This is a genomic window from Methylobrevis albus, assembly GCF_015904235.1.
GTDB classification, from domain to species: domain Bacteria; phylum Pseudomonadota; class Alphaproteobacteria; order Rhizobiales; family Pleomorphomonadaceae; genus Methylobrevis_A; species Methylobrevis_A albus.
The window spans coordinates 197,070-217,693 of record NZ_JADZLT010000050.1 but is presented as its reverse complement, the minus strand read 5'-3'; the positions used below and the strand labels follow the sequence as shown (position 1 = coordinate 217,693).

The 20,624-nt window shown below is 70.2% G+C and carries 16 protein-coding genes and 1 tRNA gene; 2 read left to right on the top strand and 15 right to left on the bottom strand.

Going from position 1 to position 20,624, the window contains the following annotated elements:
* Window positions 1-20: 20 nt before the first annotated feature.
* The 10 genes from I5731_RS10740 to I5731_RS10695 all read right to left on the bottom strand — a co-directional run bounded on the left by I5731_RS10740 (window position 21) and on the right by I5731_RS10695 (window position 10,306).
* Window positions 21-1,631, bottom strand: coding sequence for an FGGY-family carbohydrate kinase (locus tag I5731_RS10740; protein ID WP_197311384.1), 1,611 nt, complete (start codon window positions 1,629-1,631; stop codon window positions 21-23).
* 36 nt (window positions 1,632-1,667) lie between these two features.
* On the bottom strand, window positions 1,668-2,396 hold the full coding sequence (locus tag I5731_RS10735) for an SDR family oxidoreductase (protein WP_197311383.1): 729 nt from the start codon (window positions 2,394-2,396) through the stop codon (window positions 1,668-1,670).
* 91 nt (window positions 2,397-2,487) lie between these two features.
* Window positions 2,488-3,531 (bottom strand): NAD(P)-dependent alcohol dehydrogenase, encoded by a 1,044-nt coding sequence (locus I5731_RS10730; RefSeq protein ID WP_197311382.1) that lies wholly within the window; start codon window positions 3,529-3,531, stop codon window positions 2,488-2,490.
* 23 nt (window positions 3,532-3,554) lie between these two features.
* On the bottom strand, window positions 3,555-4,640 hold the full coding sequence (locus tag I5731_RS10725) for an ABC transporter ATP-binding protein (protein WP_197311381.1): 1,086 nt from the start codon (window positions 4,638-4,640) through the stop codon (window positions 3,555-3,557).
* Between the two features lie 38 nt (window positions 4,641-4,678).
* Window positions 4,679-5,656 carry a sugar-binding transcriptional regulator gene (locus I5731_RS10720; protein WP_197311380.1) on the bottom strand — a complete coding sequence of 326 codons (978 nt, stop codon included), beginning with the start codon at window positions 5,654-5,656 and terminating at the stop codon, window positions 4,679-4,681.
* Between the two features lie 13 nt (window positions 5,657-5,669).
* On the bottom strand, window positions 5,670-6,581 hold the full coding sequence (locus I5731_RS10715) for a sugar phosphate isomerase/epimerase family protein (RefSeq protein ID WP_197311379.1): 912 nt from the start codon (window positions 6,579-6,581) through the stop codon (window positions 5,670-5,672).
* Complete coding sequence (locus I5731_RS10710) at window positions 6,578-7,396, bottom strand: carbohydrate ABC transporter permease (protein ID WP_197311378.1); 819 nt, start codon at window positions 7,394-7,396, stop codon at window positions 6,578-6,580. The genes I5731_RS10715 and I5731_RS10710 overlap by 4 nt, the downstream gene beginning before the upstream one ends.
* Complete coding sequence (locus tag I5731_RS10705) at window positions 7,396-8,298, bottom strand: carbohydrate ABC transporter permease (protein WP_197311377.1); 903 nt, start codon at window positions 8,296-8,298, stop codon at window positions 7,396-7,398. The genes I5731_RS10710 and I5731_RS10705 overlap by 1 nt, the downstream gene beginning before the upstream one ends.
* Window positions 8,299-8,340: 42 nt before the next feature.
* The gene (locus I5731_RS10700; RefSeq protein WP_197311376.1) at window positions 8,341-8,892 is read right to left on the bottom strand and encodes an SIS domain-containing protein; all 552 of its coding nucleotides are present in this window, start codon (window positions 8,890-8,892) and stop codon (window positions 8,341-8,343) included.
* Between the two features lie 124 nt (window positions 8,893-9,016).
* Window positions 9,017-10,306 carry an ABC transporter substrate-binding protein gene (locus I5731_RS10695; RefSeq protein ID WP_235981706.1) on the bottom strand — a complete coding sequence of 430 codons (1,290 nt, stop codon included), beginning with the start codon at window positions 10,304-10,306 and terminating at the stop codon, window positions 9,017-9,019.
* Between the two features lie 387 nt (window positions 10,307-10,693).
* Between I5731_RS10695 and I5731_RS10690 the strand changes: the two genes are divergently transcribed.
* On the top strand, window positions 10,694-11,491 hold the full coding sequence (locus I5731_RS10690; protein WP_197311374.1) for an inositol monophosphatase family protein: 798 nt from the start codon (window positions 10,694-10,696) through the stop codon (window positions 11,489-11,491).
* Window positions 11,492-11,641: 150 nt separating this feature from the next.
* On the opposite strand, the gene I5731_RS10685 is transcribed toward I5731_RS10690, so the two are convergent.
* From I5731_RS10685 to I5731_RS10675, 3 genes are all read right to left on the bottom strand, one after another.
* Window positions 11,642-11,718: transfer RNA gene (locus I5731_RS10685), tRNA-His, on the bottom strand.
* 229 nt (window positions 11,719-11,947) lie between these two features.
* Window positions 11,948-12,457, bottom strand: a complete 510-nt coding sequence (locus tag I5731_RS10680; protein ID WP_197311373.1) for a phasin — start codon at window positions 12,455-12,457, stop codon at window positions 11,948-11,950.
* 350 nt (window positions 12,458-12,807) lie between these two features.
* On the bottom strand, window positions 12,808-13,200 hold the full coding sequence (locus I5731_RS10675) for a phasin family protein (RefSeq protein ID WP_197311372.1): 393 nt from the start codon (window positions 13,198-13,200) through the stop codon (window positions 12,808-12,810).
* Between the two features lie 325 nt (window positions 13,201-13,525).
* Here I5731_RS10675 and I5731_RS10670 point away from each other — a divergent pair, with 325 nt between their 5' ends.
* Window positions 13,526-18,745, top strand: a complete 5,220-nt coding sequence (locus I5731_RS10670; protein WP_197311371.1) for an ATP-binding protein — start codon at window positions 13,526-13,528, stop codon at window positions 18,743-18,745.
* A gap of 268 nt (window positions 18,746-19,013) precedes the next feature.
* On the opposite strand, the gene I5731_RS10665 is transcribed toward I5731_RS10670, so the two are convergent.
* Window positions 19,014-19,832, bottom strand: coding sequence for an ABC transporter permease (locus I5731_RS10665; protein WP_197311370.1), 819 nt, complete (start codon window positions 19,830-19,832; stop codon window positions 19,014-19,016).
* Window positions 19,829-20,617 (bottom strand): ABC transporter ATP-binding protein, encoded by a 789-nt coding sequence (locus I5731_RS10660; RefSeq protein ID WP_197311369.1) that lies wholly within the window; start codon window positions 20,615-20,617, stop codon window positions 19,829-19,831. The genes I5731_RS10665 and I5731_RS10660 overlap by 4 nt, the downstream gene beginning before the upstream one ends.
* Between the last annotated feature and the right edge of the window lie 7 nt (window positions 20,618-20,624).

Here is a 20,624-nt window from a genome sequence, read left to right as displayed (position 1 = left end):
ACCGGAGAGGAGTGGTCCGGTCAGTGTGATCGCGCGCCGCGCACCAGGTCCTGCAGCGCGCAGAAGGTGGCGAACCGCCGGTCGTGCTGGGCGCGGATCGCGCCGGCGGCCGGCTCATAGACGGCGCCGGCACCGCTGAGGGCGGACATCGCCTCACGGAGGCCCGGGAAGGCCCCCGCCGCGGTCGCCCCGAGCGTCGCGGCGCCGAGCAGCACCGGCTCGGTGGTGAGCGGCGCGACGACCGGCTTGCCCGCGGCGTCGGCGAGCAGCTGGCGCACGAAAGCGCTCTGGCCCGCACCGCCGCTGATCACGATCCGCTCTGTCGGCGCCCCGGCGTCCGCCTGGGCTTCGAGAATCTGGCGCAGGCCGTAGCCGATGCCGAAGAGGCCGGCGACATAGAGCAGCACGAGGTGATCGGCGTCCGTCTCCATGCCGAGCCCGGCGACGACCGCGCGCGCATGCGGATCGGCGAACGGCGCCCGGTTGCCGAGGAACTCGGGCACGACGTGCAGTCCCTTCAGCGCGGCCACCGCCGCCGACGGATCGTCGAAGCGCGCGGCCGCCTGCTCCGCCAGCAGCACGGGCAGCGAGGTGCCGCTTTCGCGCGCCTGCTGCATCGCCTCCGGATAGGCCGGATGCAGGCGCACCAGTTGGTCGATCGCCGCCCCGGCGGCGCTCTGCCCGCCCTCGTTGATCCAGAGTCCCGGCACCATCACCGAGTAATACGGCCCCCAGACACCCGGCACGAACACCGGCTCGGCCGTCGACAGCAGCGTGCAGGACGAGGTGCCGAACACATAGGCGAGGTTTTGCTCCGGCACGCCGCCGATGCCGACCGTGCCGATGCCGCCGGCATGGGCGTCGATCATCCCCGCCGAAACCGGCGTGCCGGGGGAGAGGCCGAGCTCCGCGGCCGCGCGCACGGTGAGGCCGGCGCCGACCGGGGTGCCGGGCTGCACGATGGTGGTGCCGATACGGGCAAAATCCTCGTCGGCGAGTTCGCCGAGGCCGACCGCGCGGAAATAGTCCGGGTCCCAGCGCGCCTCGTGCGCGACATAGGTCCACTTGCAGGTGACGGTGCACATCGAGCGCGCGAGGTCGCCCGTCGCCCGGAAGGTGAGGAAGTCGGCGAGGTCGAGGAAATGGCCGGCGGCGGTGAAGATCTCCGGCCGGTTTTCCTTCAGCCACAGGAGCTTGGGCGTCTGCATCTCGGGCGAGATGCGCCCGCCGACGTAGCGCAGCACCGCCGGTGCCAGTGCGTTGATCCGCTCGGCCTCGGCGACGGCGCGGTGGTCCATCCAGACGATGATGTCGCGGGCCGGATCCTCCGATGGGCCGACCGGCAGCGAGGCGCCGTCCGGTCCGAGCACGACCAGCGAGCAGGTGGCGTCGAAGCCGATGCCGGCGACGCTGTCGCCCGCGACGTCCGCGGCCGCCAGCGCCTGCCGGACGGCGGTGCAGACCGCAGCCCAGATCTCGCCGCTCGACTGCTCGACCATCGCGCCGCCGTCGCGGAAGAGCGAGATGTCCTGCTTGCCGGTGCCGAGGCATTCGCCCCGTTCGTCGAACAGTCCGGCGCGGGCGCTGCCCGTGCCGACGTCGATGCCGAGAAAATGAGGGCCGTCAGCCATCCACCGTCGCTCCTGCCATCCGCAGGGGAAGGAGGATCACAGATCGACCGCGTTTGGAAGCAGCACCAGGTCGCGCACGACCACGCCGCGCGGGCGGGTCAGCATGAAGAGGACAGCCGCGGCGACCTCCTCGGGCTGCATCAGGCTGCCGTTCGCCAGCGCCTCTTCCATCTTCGCCTTCGGCCAGTCGTCGAGCAGCGCCGTCACCACGGGACCCGGCAGCACCGCGCCGACGCGCACGCCGTGCGGCGCCACCTGGCGCCGCGTGCTGTGCACGAAGGCCTGCACGGCGAACTTCGAGGCGGTGTAGATCGGCTCCCAGACCACCGGCACCACGCCGGCGATCGAACTCGTGAACAGGATGTCGCCGCTCCGCTGCGCGATCATGTGCGGCAGCACCGCGTGCACCGATCGGAACGCCGCGTTGATGTTGAGGTTCAGCATGCGGTCCCAGACGTCGGGATCGCCCTCGGCGACCGGCCCGCCGACATAGGCCCCCGCATTGGCGTGGAACACGTCGAGCCGGCCGGCGAGGTCGAGGATCCGCGGCAGCAGGCCGGACACCTGTGCGCCGTCGAGCAGATCGCAGACGAGCGGCAGCGCGCGGGGGCCGAGGTCGGCCGCGCAGGCCTCGAGCCGGTCCTGCGCCCGGTCGATCAGCATCACGGTCGCGCCTTCCGCGACGAGGGCTTTCGCGCAGGCGAGACCGATGCCGGACGCCGCCCCGGTGATGGCGACGACCTTGTCCTTCATGAGATCGGGCATCGCGTGCCTCCGGACAGAAGTTGGGAGAGGGCTGGAAGAGTTGGGTCCCGGGGCCAGGAGGACCGGCGGCAGCGCCGCCGGCCCGCCGGCATCAGTTCCGGCCCGGCATGCGGATCTGCAGCTTCACGTCGGCGGGCAGGCCCTTCGCCGCGCGCTCGAAGGCGGCGATGCTGTCGGTGAAGTCGAAGGTCTCGGTGATGAGCGGTTTCAGATCGACCTTGCCGGACGCGATCAGGTTCACTGCCCGGTCGAAGTTGTTGGCGTAGCGGAACACCGTCTCGATGCGCGCCTCCTTGACGATCGAGGCCGGCACGTCGAAGGCGACCGGCTCGACCGGCAGCCCGACCAGCACCAGCACGCCGCCCGGCCGCATCAGGTCGAAGATGCCGGTGTAGGCGCGCGGGCTGCCGCTCGCCTCGAAGATCACGTCGGCGCCCCAACCGTCGGTCGCCGCATCGACGGCGTCTTTCAGCGAAGCGGTCGAGATGTTCACCGGCGTGATGCCCGGATAGCGGCCGGCGATCTCGAGCTTCGGCGCGCTGAGGTCGGAAATCAGCACCTGCGAGCAGCCGCCGGCCAGCGCCGCGAGGGCCGTCATGATGCCGATCGGGCCGCAGCCGATGACGACGGCGACGTCGCCCGGCACGATCCGCGCCCGCGTCGCCGCCTGCATGCCGACCGCGAAGGGCTCCACCATCGCGCCCTCGGCGAAGGAGACCGTGTCGGGCAGCTTGTAGGTGAAGGCCGCCGGGTGGACGACCTCGGGCGTCAGGATGCCGTGCACCGGCGGCGTCGCCCAGAAGCGGACGTCGGGATCGACGTTGTAGATGCCGAGCTTCGACGCGCGCGACGACATGTTGGGAACGCCCGGCTCCATGCAGACCCGGTCGCCCGGCTTCAGGCCGCGCACCCGCTCGCCGATCGCGAGCACCGTGCCGGCCGCCTCGTGGCCGAGCACCATCGGCTCGCGCACCACGAAGGCGCCGATGTGGCCGTGGGTGTAGTAATGGACGTCGCTGCCGCAGACGCCCACCGTGTCGATGGCGATCTTCACGTCGTCGGGGCCGACGGTGGTGGGCAGGTCGATCTCGCGCAGCGCGAGCTCGCCTTGCCTTTCAAGGACCAGCGCGATCATCAGGGTACTCCGGGCGCGGCGGTTCAGAGGGCGGCGCCATCCTCGTTGAAGAGATAGATGTGGTCCGGGTCGATGCCGGCGCCGAAGCTGTCGCCGGGCTGCATCGCCGGCCGGCCCGGCGTCAGCAGGGTCACGCTGTCGGCGCCGCTGCGGGCGTAGACCTGGGTCGAGCCGCCGAGGTTCTCCATCAGGTCGAGCGTCAGCGTGAGCACGGGGCGGTCGGAGCGCAGCGTCAGGTGCTCGGGCCGGAGGCCGACGATGATCTTGTCGCCGGCTTTCGGCAGCGGGCCGCCGATGCGCGGCGAAGCGGACAGGCTGCCGCCGACGAAGCTCGGATGCCCGATCCGGATCGCGCCGCCCTCGATGCCGAGCACCGTCGCGGAGACGAAGTTCATCTTCGGCGAGCCGATGAAGCCGGCGACGAAGATGTTGGCCGGCCGGTCGTAGAGCTCGGTCGGCGAGCCGATCTGCTCGACGAGGCCGGCGCGCAGCACCACGATCCGGTCGGCGAGCGTCATCGCCTCGATCTGGTCGTGGGTGACGTAGACCATCGTCGCGCCGAGGTTGCGGTGCAGGCGGGCGATCTCGACGCGCATCTGGGCGCGCAGTTCCGCGTCGAGGTTCGACAGCGGCTCGTCGAACAGGAAGATCTTCGGGTGGCGCACGATCGAGCGGCCGATCGCGACGCGCTGGCGCTGGCCGCCGGAGAGCGCGCGCGGCTTGCGGTCGAGCAGCACGTCGATCTGCAGGATGCGGGCCGCCTCGCCGACGCGCTGCTTGATCTCGGCTTCCGGGATCTTCGCCATCCGGAGGCCGAACGCCATGTTCTCGAAGACCGTCATGTGCGGGTAGAGCGCATAGGACTGGAACACCATCGAGACCTCGCGCTTGGCGGGCTCCTCGTAGGTGACGTCGCGGCCGTCGATGTCGAGCCGTCCCTCGCTGACGTCTTCGAGGCCCGCGATCATGCGCAGCAGCGTGGACTTGCCGCAGCCGGAGGGGCCGACGAAGACGACGAACTCGCCCTTCTCGGCCGAGAGGCTGACACCCTTGATGACGGTGGCGTCGCCGAATTTCTTCTTGATGTTCTCGAGTTTCAGGAACGACATCGGTCGGGAACTCCGGTGGGGGCTTCGGTCGCGCGCGGTCAGCGGCGATCGTCGAGAAGGGCTTCGGCGCAGCGTTCGTCCACGGCGAGATGCTTGACGTAGCCGGCCTTCAGCACGGCCCGGATGATCTCGGTCTTGTAGCTGCCACCCGACGCGAGAATGGGATGCGGCACGGAGCGGAGCTCTTCCGGCGTCAGGCTGAGAACGCGCTCGTTGAGCGGGTGGTCGACGGGCAGGCCGTCCTTGCCGAGGAACACGCCGAGCAGGTCGCCGACGGCGCCCGCCGCCAGCAGGCCCTCGAGGTTTTCCGAGACGGTCGGCGTCTTCACCAGCAGCGAGCGAGCCGTCATGTCGCCGCAGGTGACGAGCGCGATGTCGGCCGCGCGCGCCCGCCGCATGCTTTCGCGGATGCCGTGGTGGGCGAGCAGCGCCTCGCGGCTCTCGACGGTCGGAAAATACAGCGGCGCCGTGAGGTAGTAGCACTCGGCCGAGATCGCCCGCGCGTAGCCGGTCGCGACCTCGAAGGTGCTCGAACCCGACCCGCGCGTCAGCCCGCCCATGATCGACGTCACCCAGCTGTCGGGCAGCACGCGCGGGGTCAGCCGGCGCAGGCCCGCCTTCAGCGTATTGCCCCAGCCGATGCCGAGACCCATGCCGTTCTGCAGCAGCCGGTCGAGCATGATGGCGGCGGCCTCGCCGACCACCCGCTGCAGCTCCGCCTCGTCGTCGAGCGAGGGCACGACGCTGACCTCGCCGAGACCGTAGCGTTCGGCGAGCCGCTGCTCGAGATCGACACAGCCGGCGAGCGGCATGCGCAGGTCGACGAGCACCGAGCCGTCGGCGCGCACCTGGCCGAGGATCTTGTTGACCCGCAGCCGCGTCAGGCCGAGCCGGTCGGCGATCTCCTGCTGCGTCAGCGCGCCGACGAAATAGAACCACGCGACGCGCGCGCGCACCTGCTGCGTCGCGAAATCCTGCGGCGCGAGGCCGGTTTCGTCGGGCGAGATCGTGCTCATGGGCGGCCGTTCCTCACGCCATCGCCCCTTTCAGGATCTGTGCCGTGGTGGCGACCGCCTCGAGGATCGACCGGTCGTCGCGCTCGAAGGGATAGAAGACCTCGAGGAAGACGGGAACGTCGCCGAGCCCGTTGCGGCGGAGTTCGGCCGCCGCCGCGGCGGGGTCGACCGCGCCGGGCACGGTGAAATCCCAGTGCCGGTCGTACTGGAAGTCCGTCTGCTGGATGTGGACGGCGCCGATGACGTCGGCGAGGCCGGCGAACCACGGCTCCATGCTGTCCGCGCCCGCGCCATAGAGCGGCTGGAACGTGCCGTGACCCCAGTCGGGGCAGAGCCGCCATGGCACCGCCGCACCCGCGACGTCCTGCATCATGCGGCGGGCCTGCGGGATCGTCCACGGCCACTCGCGGCGCATCGGCGTCGGTTCGACATAGAGCTCGGTGAGGCCCTCGGCCTTCGCCCGCTCGGCGAGGCTCAGCATGCGGGTGACCAGCCCGTCGTACTCGCGCTCATCCAGCGCCTCCGGCTCGGCGCCGTCGACGCGCGAGGCAATCGCGCCGAGCGGGCCGCCGACCCGGGTGATGCCCGCGGCCGCGGCGAAGGCGTAGGCCCGCTCCAGCCACACGTGCGCGAAGTCGCGCACGTCCGGGTCGGGATGCAGCAGCTGGTTGAAGGTGTAGTGGGCGAGGCCGATGAAGGCGCTGTGCACCGTGATGCCGTGGTCGGCGGAGACATTCCGGATCGCGGCCGCCTGCCGCTCCAGCACCGCCGCCGGCCACAGCGGGTCGGCGAGGTCGTAGGAGAACTGCACGAGGTCGAGGCCGAGCCGCTCGCGCACCACCGGCGCCCAGAGCTCGGGCGTCACCCAGCGCTTGACGCAGAAGGAGAGGTTGATCCCGATGGCCAGCGGCCGGCTCTCCGTCATTTCGTCGCTCCCATCGTCAGGCCGCGCACCATGTGGCGTGACACGATCAGCGCGAAGATCGTCACCGGCAGCACGATGATCGTGCCCGTCGCCATGATCTTGCCCCACGGCAGCTCGTAGCCGGACATGAAGTTGGTGGCGGCGACCGGCGCGGTCTGCACCGCGCGGCGGGTGAGCACCAGCGCGTAGAGCAGCTCGTTCCACGAGAAGATGAACGAGAAGATCGCCGAGACCGCGATGCCGGGCGCACCCAGCGGCAGGTAGATCTTGCGGAAGATGGTGAACTGGTCGGCGCCGTCGAGTCGTGCCGCCTGCTCGATGTCGGGGGGGATCGACTTGAACTGGTCGGTGCAGATCCACACCACGATCGGCAGGTTGAAGGTGAGGTAGACGAGGATCAGCACGAGGTGCGTGTCGAGCAGCCGGAGCTGCAGCGCGAGCAGGTAGATCGGCAGCGCCAGCACGATCGGGCTCAGCATGCGGTTCGAGATGAACCAGAACCAGAGGTCCGACTTGCCGCGGAATTCGAAGCGGGCGAGCGCATAGGCGGCCGGCGTGCCGAGCAGCACCGAGAGCAGGGTGGTTGCCGTGGCGACGATCAGCGAGTTGACGACGGCGCCGACGACCTGGGATTCCGCGAAGATCGCCCGGTAGTTGTCGAGCGTCGGCATGAAGAACCACACCGGCGGCGACGCCAGGATGTCGGTCTGCGACTTGAAGCTGGCCGAAACCATCCAGAAGAAGGGAAACAGCGAGAAGACGACGACCGCCGTCAGCCCGAGCGCGTGGAGGAACGTTCCGCTGCTGAGGCGCATCAGTAGTTTTCCCTGTACAGGACGCGGATGTAGAGCCGGCTGATGACGATGGTGAGGATCAGCAGCAGGATCGCCTGGGCGGAGGCCATGCCGAGGTCGAACACGCGGAAGCCGACACGCTGGATGTAGATCGAGATGAGGTCGGTCGCCGAGCCGGGGCCGCCGCGCGTCATCACGAACACCATGTCGAACAGCTTCAGCACGTCGGCCGAGCGCAGGATCAGGAGCGCGGTCAGGCTGGGCAGCAGATAGGGCAGCTGGACGTAGCGCAGCATGGCGAGCTTGGAACTCGTCTCCAGCCGCGCCGCCTCCTCGATCTCGCCCGGCACCATCGACAGGCCGGCGAGGAAGAACAGCGCGCAGAACGGCGTCCACTGCCAGATGTCCATGATCGCGATGGCGGCGAAGGCGCCCGACGTCGAGCCGAGCCAGTCGAAGCCGCCGATGCCGATCGTGTCGAGGAACTGGTTGGCGACGCCGAAGTCGCGGTTGAAGATCAGCCGCCCGATCAGGCCGACCACCGCATAGGTGGTGGCGAGCGGCACGACCAGCGTGACGCGGGCGAGCGACTTCAGCAGGCCGAGCCCCGGCTTGTGCAGCAGCAGGGCGATCGACAGTCCGAGCACGATCTGCACCGGCAGGACGGTGAGGTAGAACTGCGCGGTCGTCCCGAGGCTGGTCCAGAAGGTGCCGTCGGTGAGCACCGAGGCGTAGTTGGAGAAGCCGATGAAGGGATAGCCGTCGCGCGGCCGGGTGATGTTGTACTGCCGGAACGAGGTGACCAGCGCGAAGATCGTCGGGTAGATGCCGACGAGCAGCAGCGCGCTCACGGCGGGCGCGAGGAACCAGAACGGGGTCCACCGCCCGTAGCCTCGGTTCGGGACTGCCTTGCTTTGGGCCATGGGTTTGCGTTCCTCGTCCGTCGTCGTGCCGCGGACCGCAGCCTATTCGAGGTTGGTGTGGTTGGCGCGCATCGCGGCGGGTGTGATCCCGATCCGGTCGCGAACGGCGAGCACGATCAGTTCGAACAGCACATAGAGCGCGCCCTCGTACAGCGACCCCATCGGCAGCACCGAGGCGCTCGCGCCCTGGTCGCTGGCCATGGTCTGCGCCGGGACCGTGAGCACCGTGTCGGCCCGTGCCGCCGCGCCGCCGGACGGCTCGGCCGTCACCAGCAGCGTCTTGGCCCCCGCCTCGCTCGCGACGCCCATCAGCGCCGCGATGGTCGAGAAGTCGCCGGGGCCGGCCGAGACGATCAAGAGGTCGCCGGGGCCGATCGGCGGGGTGGTCATGTCGCCGACCACCGCGGCCGCGAGGCCGAGATGAAACAGGCGCATCGCCAGTCCCTTGATCTGCAGGCCCTCGCGTCCGACGCCGTAGAGCGCGATGCGGCGGGCCGTCGCGATCCGCTCGACCGCCGCCTCGAAGTCGCCCGGGGCGACGTTGGCGAGACAGGCGGAAATTTCTTCGGTGGCTTGCCTGTGAAGCTGCAGCATGGGGCGAAGCGCTCCGGATGTCGGGCTGCGAAGGCGGTGCCGGACTTTCGCGCGGAAAGCCCGGCACCGGATGTCCCGTCCGGTGCCGCCGGGGACGAGCCTCGGCGGCACCGCTGCGCGGGTCTTACTGCAACAGCTTCTTCGAGCCGTCGTAGTAGCCGTCCTTCGTCAGGATGTCCTCCATCCGGGTGCCGATCTGCTTGGCACCCTCTTCGGCGGACACTTCACCGAGCATCATCTTGGAGCCCCACTCCGCGACGACTTCGGAGATCCCCGGCCAGGACGGGAAGCGCGGCCGGAACTCCGGCACGCCGGCCTGCCACGAGGCAACCATCGGCTCGACGAACTTGTACTGCGACTTGATCGCCGGATCCTCGTAGACCGCCATCCGGCCGGACACGCCACCGGCTTCGACGTAGGACTTCGCGATCTCTTCCGAGGTCGCCCACTGGATGAACAGCCAGGTGGCCTTCTTCTGCTCTTCGCTCGCCTGTGCGGCGACGGCGAGCGAGAAGCCGCCGAGGGCCGGCAGGCGGCCGGCCGGGCCGGCGGGCTCGGGGGCGACGGCGAGGCAGTCGCCGAGCTTGGAGGTCGCCGGGTCGGTCAGGGTGCCGTAGAAGGCGGACCACTCGGTGATCATCGCCACCTGGCCCTGCGCGAGAGCGTTGACCGCCTCGGCGTGGTCATAGCTGACGATGCCTGGCGGCATGTACTGCATCAGGTCCTGGCGGAACTTGAGGCCCGCCTGGCTCTCGGGGCTGAGCAGGTTCGACTTGAACTCCGCGTTCAGCAGCGAACCGCCGAACGGCCACAGGAAGCGCATGAAGCTGTCGGCCGACTGCGTCTCGCCGCGCAACGACTGCAGGGCGAAGCCGTACTGGTTCTTGCTCGCGTCCGTCAGCTTGGGCGCGTAGACGTTCATCACCTCGTCCCAGGTCTCCGGCGGCTTCTCGAAGCCGGCATCCTTCAGCATGCAGGAATTGTAGAACAGCAGGCCGGAGTAGTTGTCGAAGGGCAGGCCGTAGGTCACGCCGCCCCAGGAGCCGAAGGCGTTCAGCAGCAGCGGGAAGAAGCCGTCGAGATTGAGGTTCGGATCGGTGATCGACGCGTCGCTGGTGAAGTTCTCGATCGGGTCGATCCAGCCGTTCTCGGCGAACTCGCCGATCCAGACGAGGTCGACCAGCGCCATCGTCAGGTCGCCCTGCGAGGTGAAGTTCAGCACCGTCTTCTCGCGGGTGTTCTCGTAGGGAACGATCTCGTAGTTCACCTTGATGCCGGTCTTGGCCTCGAATTCCGGCAGCAGCTTGATGATCGCGCGGTAGCCCGGGCGATCGAGGAAGATGCCGCTGATCTCGGTGCCGGCCAGCGGCTTCGCCGCCTCCTCGAGCCAGTCGGCGAGGGCCGTGCTCGACATGCATGCCGTGGCGGTTGCGAGCGCAACCGCACTGACGGCCAATTTGTTCAGGCGCTTCATTTCAACTCCTCCTTGAAATTTCGGCAAGACTTCTTCGTTGGCCGAAACGACGACGAACGCCGCCTCGACCCTCCATCCCGGCGACCGGGACGGCCGCCCTTGCTTCGTCAGTCAGGTCACCCCGGCGTGGCTCCCCGGCGGCATCGGCACTGCCGAGCTACTGGGGCCTCTCCCGTTGCCGTGGGAAAAACACATGCTCCTCCAAGCACTTGTAACGGCTCTCCGCGCCGCCACGGATCGCACAATACAAATGTAATTTCCAAATTTCAATGGTATCAATTCGCGAAATCGGCTTTGATCCGCAAGCGGGGACAAGGAGAGGCCGGAATGGACGCGGTCGTGAGTATCCAGCACGAGACCGGCGCGCGGCTCGCCGTCGCAGAACGCATCGCGCGCTCCGCGGGCCGGATGGCACAGGGATTCCGCCGGCGCTCGGGCGTTTTGACCATCGAGGCGAAGCGCTCGCCGCAGGATCTCGTCAGCGAGGCCGACCGGTCGGTAGAGCGGCATCTGCGCCGGGCGATCGGCAAGAGCTTTCCGGGCGACGCCGTGATCGGCGAGGAGGCCGGCACCTCGGCGGGGCGCTCGCCCTATGCCTGGGTGATCGACCCGATCGACGGCACGATGCCGTTCCTCGTCGGGCAGCCGAACTGGACGATCTCGGTCGCCGTGGTCCGCGACGGCGAGCCCGTCGCCGGGGTCGTCCACGCCCCGATGCTGCGCGAGACCTATACGGCACAGGCCGGCTGCGGCGCGGCCCTCAACGGCCGGCCGCTGATCCTCAACGCCGACTGGACGATCCGCTCTTCGGCGATCGGCTTCGGCGCCAACGACCGGGCGGACCCGGAGGGCGCGGGCCGCTTCGTCACCGCGCTCTATGCGGAGGGCGGCGTGATGTTCCGGGTCGGCTCGGGCGCGCTGATGCTCGCCTACGTCGCCGCCAACCGGCTCGCCGGCTACTACGACCCGACGGTCTACGCCTGGGACAGCCTGGCGGGGGTGGTGCTGATTCGGGAAGCCGGCGGACGCGCCGAATTCGCCGGCAACCTCGAGGCGCCGGGGCCGCTCTGGGCCGGCAACGACGCGGTCTATGCCGATCTCAGGCGGCTGAGCGGCGCGGAGTGAAGTGCGGATTTCAGATGTGCCGAGCCACGGATGGAACAGCCGTCCGTGCACGCGCTAAGCAGAAAACCCGACGTCGAATGGAAAAAACTGTCCGCCGCTCTCGCATCAAATCCACCAAACCGGCGGATTCAGAGAAGGAGTGGGGGAAAATGGTACAGCTGAGTGGTCTCGAACCACCGACCTTCGGAGCCACAATCCGACGCTCTAACCAACTGAGCTACAGCTGCCCGTAAGCGAGGGGGAACCTAGTGGGAAGCTTTCCGGGATGCAAGAGCAAACACGGACGGAGATGACGGCTTCCACAAACCGGCGGGAGTGGCCCCGGCGGCAAGAGCAAAAGGGCACCCGGCGCGGTGGCGGGGTGCCCTTCGGCATGGCATCAGAGGCAACAGGGCCGGGCAAGGCGATCCGGGCGGATCGCTCCGCGTGAGCGGAGCGTCGCCGATCGAACCGTGATCAGGCCGCCTTCGCCTGCTTGATGGTCTTCTCGAACACGTCCTTGACCGGCTGCGAGACTTCGGTGCCGAGCTTGGTGAGAAGCTCCTGCATTTCCTTCGCCTGCGCCGTCATCAGCTCGAACTGCGACCGGGCGTAGGTCGACTGCAGGCTGATCACGTCGGAGAAGGTCTTGGCGGTGATCACTTCGGTCATGAACTTGAACGCGGCGTCCGAGTTCGCCTTGGCGGCGAGGACGGCCTTGGTGTTCAGCTCGACGAGGCCCGAACGGGTGGTCTCGAACTGGTCTTCGATCATGTCGGTCGCCTCTTCCGCGGCCACGCGCAGCTTCTCGTAGCCGTCCTTCGCCTGCTTGACGGACTTTTCGGCCATCTCGCGGAACGCTTCGGGCATCTCGACCTTCTGCATCGTGAAGGCGTCGAACGCCTCGTTGGTCTTCTCGGCGACCTTCGCGCGGGTCTCGCGGGCGACCTTGGTGACGGTGGCGGCAGTCTTCTCGGCTTCGGTCATTGTTTCACTCCTTCGATCCGGTGCCCCGGAGCGGGTCGGTCGACGCGGCGCGTCGGAGCCGGGACCGCACGGGGCATGGGCTGGGCGAGGCGATGATGAACCCCCGCCGAGACGGCCGTGCGACGATCGCACCGGCGTCCGTTTCGACCGGGCAGCCGTTGCTCCCCGGTGTTCGAAGAAGAATATAGGCGCGTTTGTGGTGCAATGCAATATCTATGTTGCACTGCACCATAAGTGGTTGCACGGAGATTTCCGGGCCGTTCGCCGGCAGGTCCGGCCGGCAACAGTCGCTACCGGCGGTCGGGACCGTCGGCGCAGGGCGACATCGGGCGACCGGCCGGCGGTGGCGGTCAGCGCTCGAACGGCTTGGTCAGGTCCTGCGCCGCCTTGACGGCGGATTCCCCGGCAGAACGGGCCTGGGCGCCAAACCGTTCCATCTGCTGCTGCATGAATTTCTGCTGCAGTTCGAGCACCTCCTGCGGCGACTGCGCCCGGCTCATCGCCTCGACCAGCGAGAAGGAGGCATCGACGGTCGCCTCGGTGAACTCCAGCGTATCGCGGCCCATGTCGCGCAGCTTGCCGTGCACGGTCGAGGTGTTCGCCTCGACGCTCGCCACCGACTTGTGCGCGACGCTCATCATCTCGTCGAACGCCTTGCGCGCATGCTGGATGCTCTGCTCGGTCGCGGCGCGGAGCGGCTCGACGTATTCTGCGCCGGGCGGGGGGGTGGAGCTCTTGGCCATGGCTTTTTCCTCCGAAAGCCCGCCGGGAACGCCTGCGGGACGGGGGCACTTCAACACGTCCCCCGCCGGGTGGCAATCACCGCCGGCGCCGGCCCGGCCGCGGGCGAACGGCGCCACCTTCCCGGTTCCTTTCCGGGATCGATCGCATTGCGGCGATCGACGCCCCGCTTCCTTAACGCGCGCCCGCTAAGCCGTCGTTGTTAACTCTGGGCGGAAATCGCGACCTCCGCCGGCTGCTCCCCTGTGGCGGAGCCCGCGGGTCGTCTATATTAACAGGGCGTTAAGTCCCCCGGCAAAAACGCCGGATTGCGGAGGCGGACTGTCGATGATCCACGGCGCGGAAGCGTTCGTCGCCTTCGATGCGGAGCCCGGTGTCGCCGCGCTCAAGGGGGACGCGCGCGCGGCGTTCGTCTACGACCGCAGCGGACGCCGCCTGCTCTGGCTCAACGCCGCCGGCGCAGCCTTCCTCGGCGCCGCCGATTATCGCGGACCGCTCGGCGCCGAACTGCCGGCCGACGACCCGCTCGCCCGGCAGATCGCCCGCGTCGCCGCCGCGGCCGGCCCCGGCCGGCTCGAACGCCTGCGCGTTTTCAAGGGGTTGTGCCCGGTCACGCTCACCTGCCGCGTCGCCCGGCTGCGCGCCGCCGGCGAGGCCGCCGTGCTGATCGCCGTGGTCGATGGCCCGGCCATCGCCGTGCCCGCCGCCGAACTCGCCACCCGTCACGCCGCCTTCGCCGCCGCGCTCGCCGCCCCCGTCGCGGCGCCGCCGGCTGCCGCGCCGCCGCCGCCCGCCGCGGACACCGCACACCGGTACACGGTCGAGGCCGGCGCCGGCCTCCCCATCCCGCGCCCGGCCGCCACCCCGGACCACGGCGACCGGGTCGAGGCTGCCGCCTCGGACGTGAGCTCTGCGCCGGCGGAAACCGCTGCCCCGGTCGAAACCGCCGCCGCAGAGGCTGCCGCCTCGGACGTGAGCTCTGCCCCGGCGGAGCCTGCTGTCGCGGCTGACACAGCGCCTGCGGAAACCGTGGCCCCGGTCGAGATCGCCGCGGCGGAAGCCGTTGCTGCTGACGAGAGTGCCGCGCGGGTCGAGCCGGACGCCGACGCCATCGCCCCGACCCCCGAAAAGCCCGCCGACGACGTTCCCGCCGCCGACGAGATCGCGGTGCCTTTGGCTGCCGGGTCCGACCTCGCCGGTTCGGCGCCGGACGACGCGGACCGAGTCGCCGAAGCCGCGGATTCGGCCGCCGCCGACGTCGTCGCAATCGCGTCCGAGGCCGTCGAGCCGGCCCTCAATACCGACGAAACCCCTGCCGAGCCCGCGGTTGACGCAGCCGCGGAGCCCGAGACGACGGGCCCGGACCCGGTTGCGCCGGAAGCGGCTCCTTCGGAGGTCTTCCCCGAGGCGTCCGTCACCGCGCCGATGCCGGACGCCGCCGACGCGGCGGATGACCTGGACGAGACCGAGATCCTGCCGTCGTCTGCGGCGCCGGATGCCGAGGCGGTTGAAGCGCCGCTTGCGGCCGAGCCGGCTGCGTCCGCCGTCGATGTCCCGGACGAGGTGGGCCCCGACGAAACCGCTACGGACGAGACCCCCACCGACGCGATTGCGCCCGTCGAGGTGCGACCGGACGAGACGGCTCAGGACGAGATCGCGGCGGACGAGGCCGTTTCGAACGAAACGGCGTTCCACGGGTTCGCCGATGCCGAGGCCGCGCCGGACGAAACCGCACCGGACGAGATCGTCGCGGACGAGGCCGTGTCGAGCGAAACGGCGCTCGACGAGTTCGCCGCGGATGAGACCGCACCGGACGAAACCGCACCGGAGTTTATCGCCGCGGACGAGGTGGCCTCGGACGAGGTTGCGCCGGACGAATCCGCTCTGGACGAGCCCGCCCCGGACGAGACCGCGCTGGATGCGGTCCTGGGCGGACCGCTGGAGGCTGCGCCTGACACCGCGCCGGCTGCCACCGAACCCGCCGCGGAGGCCGCCGCCACCAGCGCCGATGCCGGCATCGACGCGTCTGCCGCCGCCACCACCCGCTTCGCGCCGCCGACGCACGGCCGCCCGGTGCGCTTCGTCTTCGAACTCGATGCCGAGACCCGTTTCGACTTCGTCTCGCCCGACCTCGCCGCGACCGTCGGGCCCGATGCCGGGGCGGTCGTCGGCGAGACCTGGTCCGCCGTCGCCGCGCGCCTGCAGCTTGACCCGCCGGGCCGCATCGCCGCGGCGCTGGCGCGGCGCGATACCTTCACCTCGCGCGAGGTGAGCTGGCCGGTCGACGATCAGGCGCTGGCCCTGCCGGTCGGCCTCACCGGCATGCCGGTGTTCGCCCGCGACCGCAGCTTCCGCGGCTATCGCGGCTTCGGCGTTTGCCGCACCGACGCGCCGCAGCCGCTCGCCGCCCCGCTCACGGGGGCCGCTGCCGGCGTCCCTCACCCCGCCGAACCCGCATCGGAGGCTGTCGCACCCGCCGCCGAGCCCGCCACGTCGGACGCACCGGCGCCCGTCGTGCCAGCTGCGGCTGCCGCGGCGCCGGCCTTCCGGCTCGGCTCGATGCTGCTGGCGGCCGTCCCGGCCGCAGCGCTCGCCTCCGACGCAACTCCGCCGTCCGCCACTGAGGGCGCGCGGGAACCGCGGCCGGCTGCCGGATTCGTCGACGATCCGGCACCGGACGAGGCCGGGCCGCTGGGGGCCGAGGTCGCAGAGGCGACCCCGGCCGACGTCGCGGACGCCGCGCCGTCCGCTTGGGCGGCGGGTGAGGCGTCGGAGACGGCGACCTACCCGGCCGATGCCGACATGACGCCGGCCGAAGCCGTCTCGATCGAGCCCTCTGAGGAACCCGCCGCGGACGCGACCGACGCGGTCGGCCCTTCGGCGATGGAGACGGCCGCCGACCCGTCGCTGCCGGGCGCCGACCGCCTGTTTGCGCCGGAGATGGACACCGGGACGGACGCAACTGACGCTGCTCTGCAGGCCGATGGCGATGCACCCGGAGCCGATACCGGGCCCGCCGGGCTCGATGCGGATGTCGCTGCGCAGCAGCCCGAAACGGATGTGCCCGACGCCGAGCCGCAGGCGTCCGAACCCCAGCCGTTGCTCTTCGACCTCGACGGCAGCGCCGCGCCGTCCGAGTCCCCGGAGGCCGAAGTCGCCCCCGAGGCGCCGGGCATGGTGGTCGACGCCGACGGCGATCCCATTGCCGAGATCGAGCCGGCCGCCGAACCCCTGACCGACGCTGCTCCCGCAACCGAGCCCGAAGTGGTCGCCGGGATCGACACCGATTCCGCGATCGGGCCCGAGGCCGAGGCCGACGCGGCGTCCGCGACCGGCGACGTCTCCGGCATCGACGTCTCCGGCATCGACGCCGAGGCCGCCGCTGCCGACGAACCGGTCGCGACGTCCGACGAGCCCACCGTGGCCATCGACGCCGCGCCCGTCGCGATGGCCGACTACGGCGACGACGACGCTGGGTTGCTGCCGGAAGCCGAAGAGCTCACCGGCGACGAAGAGCTTGTCCCCGAGTCTGCAGCCGAGCCGGTCGATTCCGACTCAGACGCCGACACCAGGTCTCAGGCCGCAAGCGACGCTGCCCCCGACGTGGCCGCGGCCGACATCGGCCCGGACGCCCCGAATGCGACGCCGGCCGCAGCGCCCGCCGCGCCGGAAACCGCCCTGACTGTCGACCCGGCCGCCGCCGCCGCGCAGGACGCCGCCCCCCCGGCGGACATCGATACGACCCCGGAGGCCATCCCGGCATCCGAGGCCGTGGCCATCACGCCCGAGGACGCCATCACGCCCCCCGAATCCCCCGCGCCGGGCTCCCCCGTCGCCGATGCCCCGGCCCCCGCCGCCGTCGTCGTCCGCGCGGCGCCGGAGCAGGTGGCCCCCGTGCATCCGGGCGCGCAGATCATTCCCTCGCCCGTGGTGCCGCGCCTCGTGCGCACCGAAGCGCCGGCAACGGGCGGCCGCGAGCTCAGCCGGCCCGAGCGCGAGGCGTTCCGGCAGATCGCCGAGGCGCTCGGCGCCCGCTACGACGAGCCGGTGACGAGCGAGCCGCGCCGCGAACCGGTCCGTCCGGCGCCGCGGCTCGTGCCGCCGCAGCCGACGACGGTCGATGCGACCGTGCTCGATCGGCTGCCGGTCGCGATGGTGATCCTGCAGGACGGCGAGGCGGTGACGCTCAACCGTGCCTTCCTCGAGCTGGTCGGCTTCGCCGATGCCGACGCTTTTGCGGCCGCCGGCGGCATCGCCCAGGCCTTCGCCGGCCGGGCGCTGCGCGAGAACGAGAGCCAGGCGGCCATCCGCCGCGCCGACGGCGTCGAGCGTCCGGTGACCGCGACGCTGCACGCGATCCAGCACGGCGGCGGCCCCGCCTCGCTGATCGTGCTGCGCGAAACCGTCGACACCACGGCCCCGGAGCGGGCGACCAGCGCCGAGCAGCGGCTCGCCGAGCTCGAGGCGATCCTCGACACCGCCACCGACGGCGTTGTCGTGGTCGATGCCGCGGCGACCGTGATCGGCTGCAACCGCTCGGCCGAGGCGCTGTTCGGCGCCGAGCGCGCCGACATCGTCGGCCGCCGCTTCATCGAGCTGCTCGCCCCCGAAAGCCACCGCGCCGCGCTCGACTATCTCGACGGCCTCGCTCGCAACGGCGTCGCCAGCGTGCTCAACGACGGCCGCGAGGTGATCGGCGCGGTCAGCCAGGGCGGCTACATCCCGCTGTTCATGACCATGGGCCGGGTCAGCGGCGACAAGTTCTGCGCGGTGCTGCGCGACATCACCCACTGGAAGCGGGTCGAGGAAGAGCTCACCACGGCGAAACGCCAGGCCGAGAACGCGAGTTCGCAGAAGTCGGAGTTCCTCGCCAAGATCAGCCACGAGATCCGCACGCCGCTCAACGCGATCATCGGCTTCTCGGAAGTGATGATGGAAGAGCGCTTCGGCCAGGTCGGCAGCGAGCGCTACAAGGAATATCTGCGCGACATCAACATGTCGGGCAACCACATCATGAGCCTCGTCAACGACCTGCTCGACCTGTCGAAGATCGAGGCGGGCAAGCTCGACCTCTCCTTCGAGGCGGTGGCGGTCAACGACGTGCTGCGCGACTGCGTCGCCCTGATGCAGCCGCAGGCCAACCGCGAGCGGATCATCATCCGCACCAGCCTGTCGAGTGTGCTGCCCAACGTGGTGGCGGATGCGCGCAGCCTGCGCCAGATCGTGCTCAACCTGCTTTCCAACGCCGTCAAGTTCACGCCGCAGGGCGGGCAGGTGATCGTCTCGTCGATCTACGAGGACAACGGCGAGGTGGCGCTGCGCGTGCGCGACACTGGCGTCGGCATGAGCCCGACCGATATCCAGAAGGCACTGGAGCCGTTCCGCCAGCTCCACACCACCCGCGCCGGCCGCGGCACCGGCCTCGGCCTGCCGCTGACGAAAGCGCTGGTGGAGGCGAACCGCGCCCACTTCCGCATCGACAGCGGGGTGGGGCAGGGGACTTTGGTGCAGGTGACGTTCCCGTCGACGCGGGTGTTGGCGGAGTAGGGAAGTCGGTCGGTCGCTGGCGCTGAACGCGAGGCGACGCCGTTACCCCTCCCGACCCCGCCTTTCGGCGGGGCCACCCTCCCCACGAGGGGGAGGGATGTTGTCGCTGATGGGTTTGCGACCTCAACGACTTCAGTGAGTTCGGCGATGCCGACTGAACACCGCCGTGCCGCGGCCTCATCCCTCCCCCTCGTGGGGAGGGTGGCCCGGCGCAGCCGGGTCGGGAGGGGTAACGGCCTCTCGACCACCCCGAAGCCCACCCAAAAACCTACTCCGCCGGCCCGCCCTTGCGCGCGGTGAACCCGCGCGTCGGGTTGTAGCCCCAGACCGCGCCGGCGAGGAACGCCGCGAGGGCGGCGGCGACGATCAGCATCGAGAGCGGGTCGATCTTCGCGTAGAGCGCGAAGCGCAGCGCCTCGACGGCGTAGGTGAAGGGGTTGTAGGTGCAGAGCTGCCAGACGATGTAGCTCGACTCCCGCATGCGCCACAGCGGGTAGAGCGCCGAGGAGAGGAAGAAGGTCGGGAAGATGACGAAGTTCATCACCCCGGCGAAGTTCTCGAGCTGCTTGATCGTCGAGGAGAGGAACATGCCGAGCGCGCCGAGCATCAGCCCGGTCAGCATCATCACCGGCAGCGCCACGACGTAGCCCCAGGCCGGAAAGGTCGTGCCGAGCAGGGCCGAGACGGCGAGGAAGGCATAGACCTGGATCACCGAGACGGCGGCGCCGGCGAACAGCTTCGCCGTCAGCAGGAACCAGCGCGGCAGCGGCGTCGTCAGCAGCACGCGCATCGAGCCCATCTCGCGGTCGTAGACCATCGAGAGCGACGACTGCATGCCGTTGAAGAGCTGGATCATCGCGATCAGCCCGGGGATGATGTAGACGTCGTAGGTGATGTAGGTCTGGTACGGCGGCTGGATCGCGATGCCGAGCACGGCGCGGAAACCCGCCGCGAACACCACCAGCCAGACGAGCGGGCGCACCAGCGCCGAGAAGAAGCGCTCGCGCTGCTGCAGGAAGCGCAGCACCTCGCGCAGCACGATGCCCACGAAGGCGCGGTAGTAGACGATGCCGGTGATCTCGGTCATGCCGCGGCTCCCTCGGCCGGCGCATCCTTGCGCGTGAGCTGCGCGAACGCCGCGTCGAGATCGGCCGCGCCGCTGCGCGCCACCACGTCGCTGACGCCGCCGCTCTCGATGATCCGCCCCTTGTGCAGCACGATCAGGTCGTCGCCGGGCAGGATCTCGTCGATGAGGTGGGTCGCCCACAGGATGGCGATGCCGCGGTCGCGGGCGAGCTCGTGCACATGCGCAACGATCGATTTGCGGCTCGGCACGTCGAGGCCGACGGTCGCCTCGTCGAGCAGCACGACGCGCGGGTCGTGCAGCAGGGCGCGGGCGATCTCGACCCGGCGCCGGTGGCCGCCGTTGAGGTTGCGCACCTTTTCCTTCAGCCGCTCGCGCATCTCGAGGCGGTCGAGCTCCTCGTCGATCCGCTTGTCGGCGTCGCGGATCGACATGCCGCGCAGCCGCGCGAAGTAGCGCAAGTTCTGCCGCACGGTGAGGTCGAGATCGAGCGTCGTCTGCTGGAAGACGACGCCGAGCGGCGCCAGCGCCGCCGCCCCGGTGGACGAAAGGTCGCGGCCGGCGATGGTGATGGCGCCGGCGCGCGTATCGAACAGCCGGGTGATCAGCGCGAACAGGGTCGACTTGCCGGCGCCGTTCGGCCCGAGCAAGGCGGTGAAGCGGCCCGCCCGCATCTCGAAGCTGACGTCGTCGAGCGCGCGGCGCTCGCCATAGGCGTGGGAGAGTCCCGCAACCGCAAGCGCAACGGCCGGCGGGGCAGGCGAGGCGTTCGCGGTCTCGGTCGTCATGCGGTCG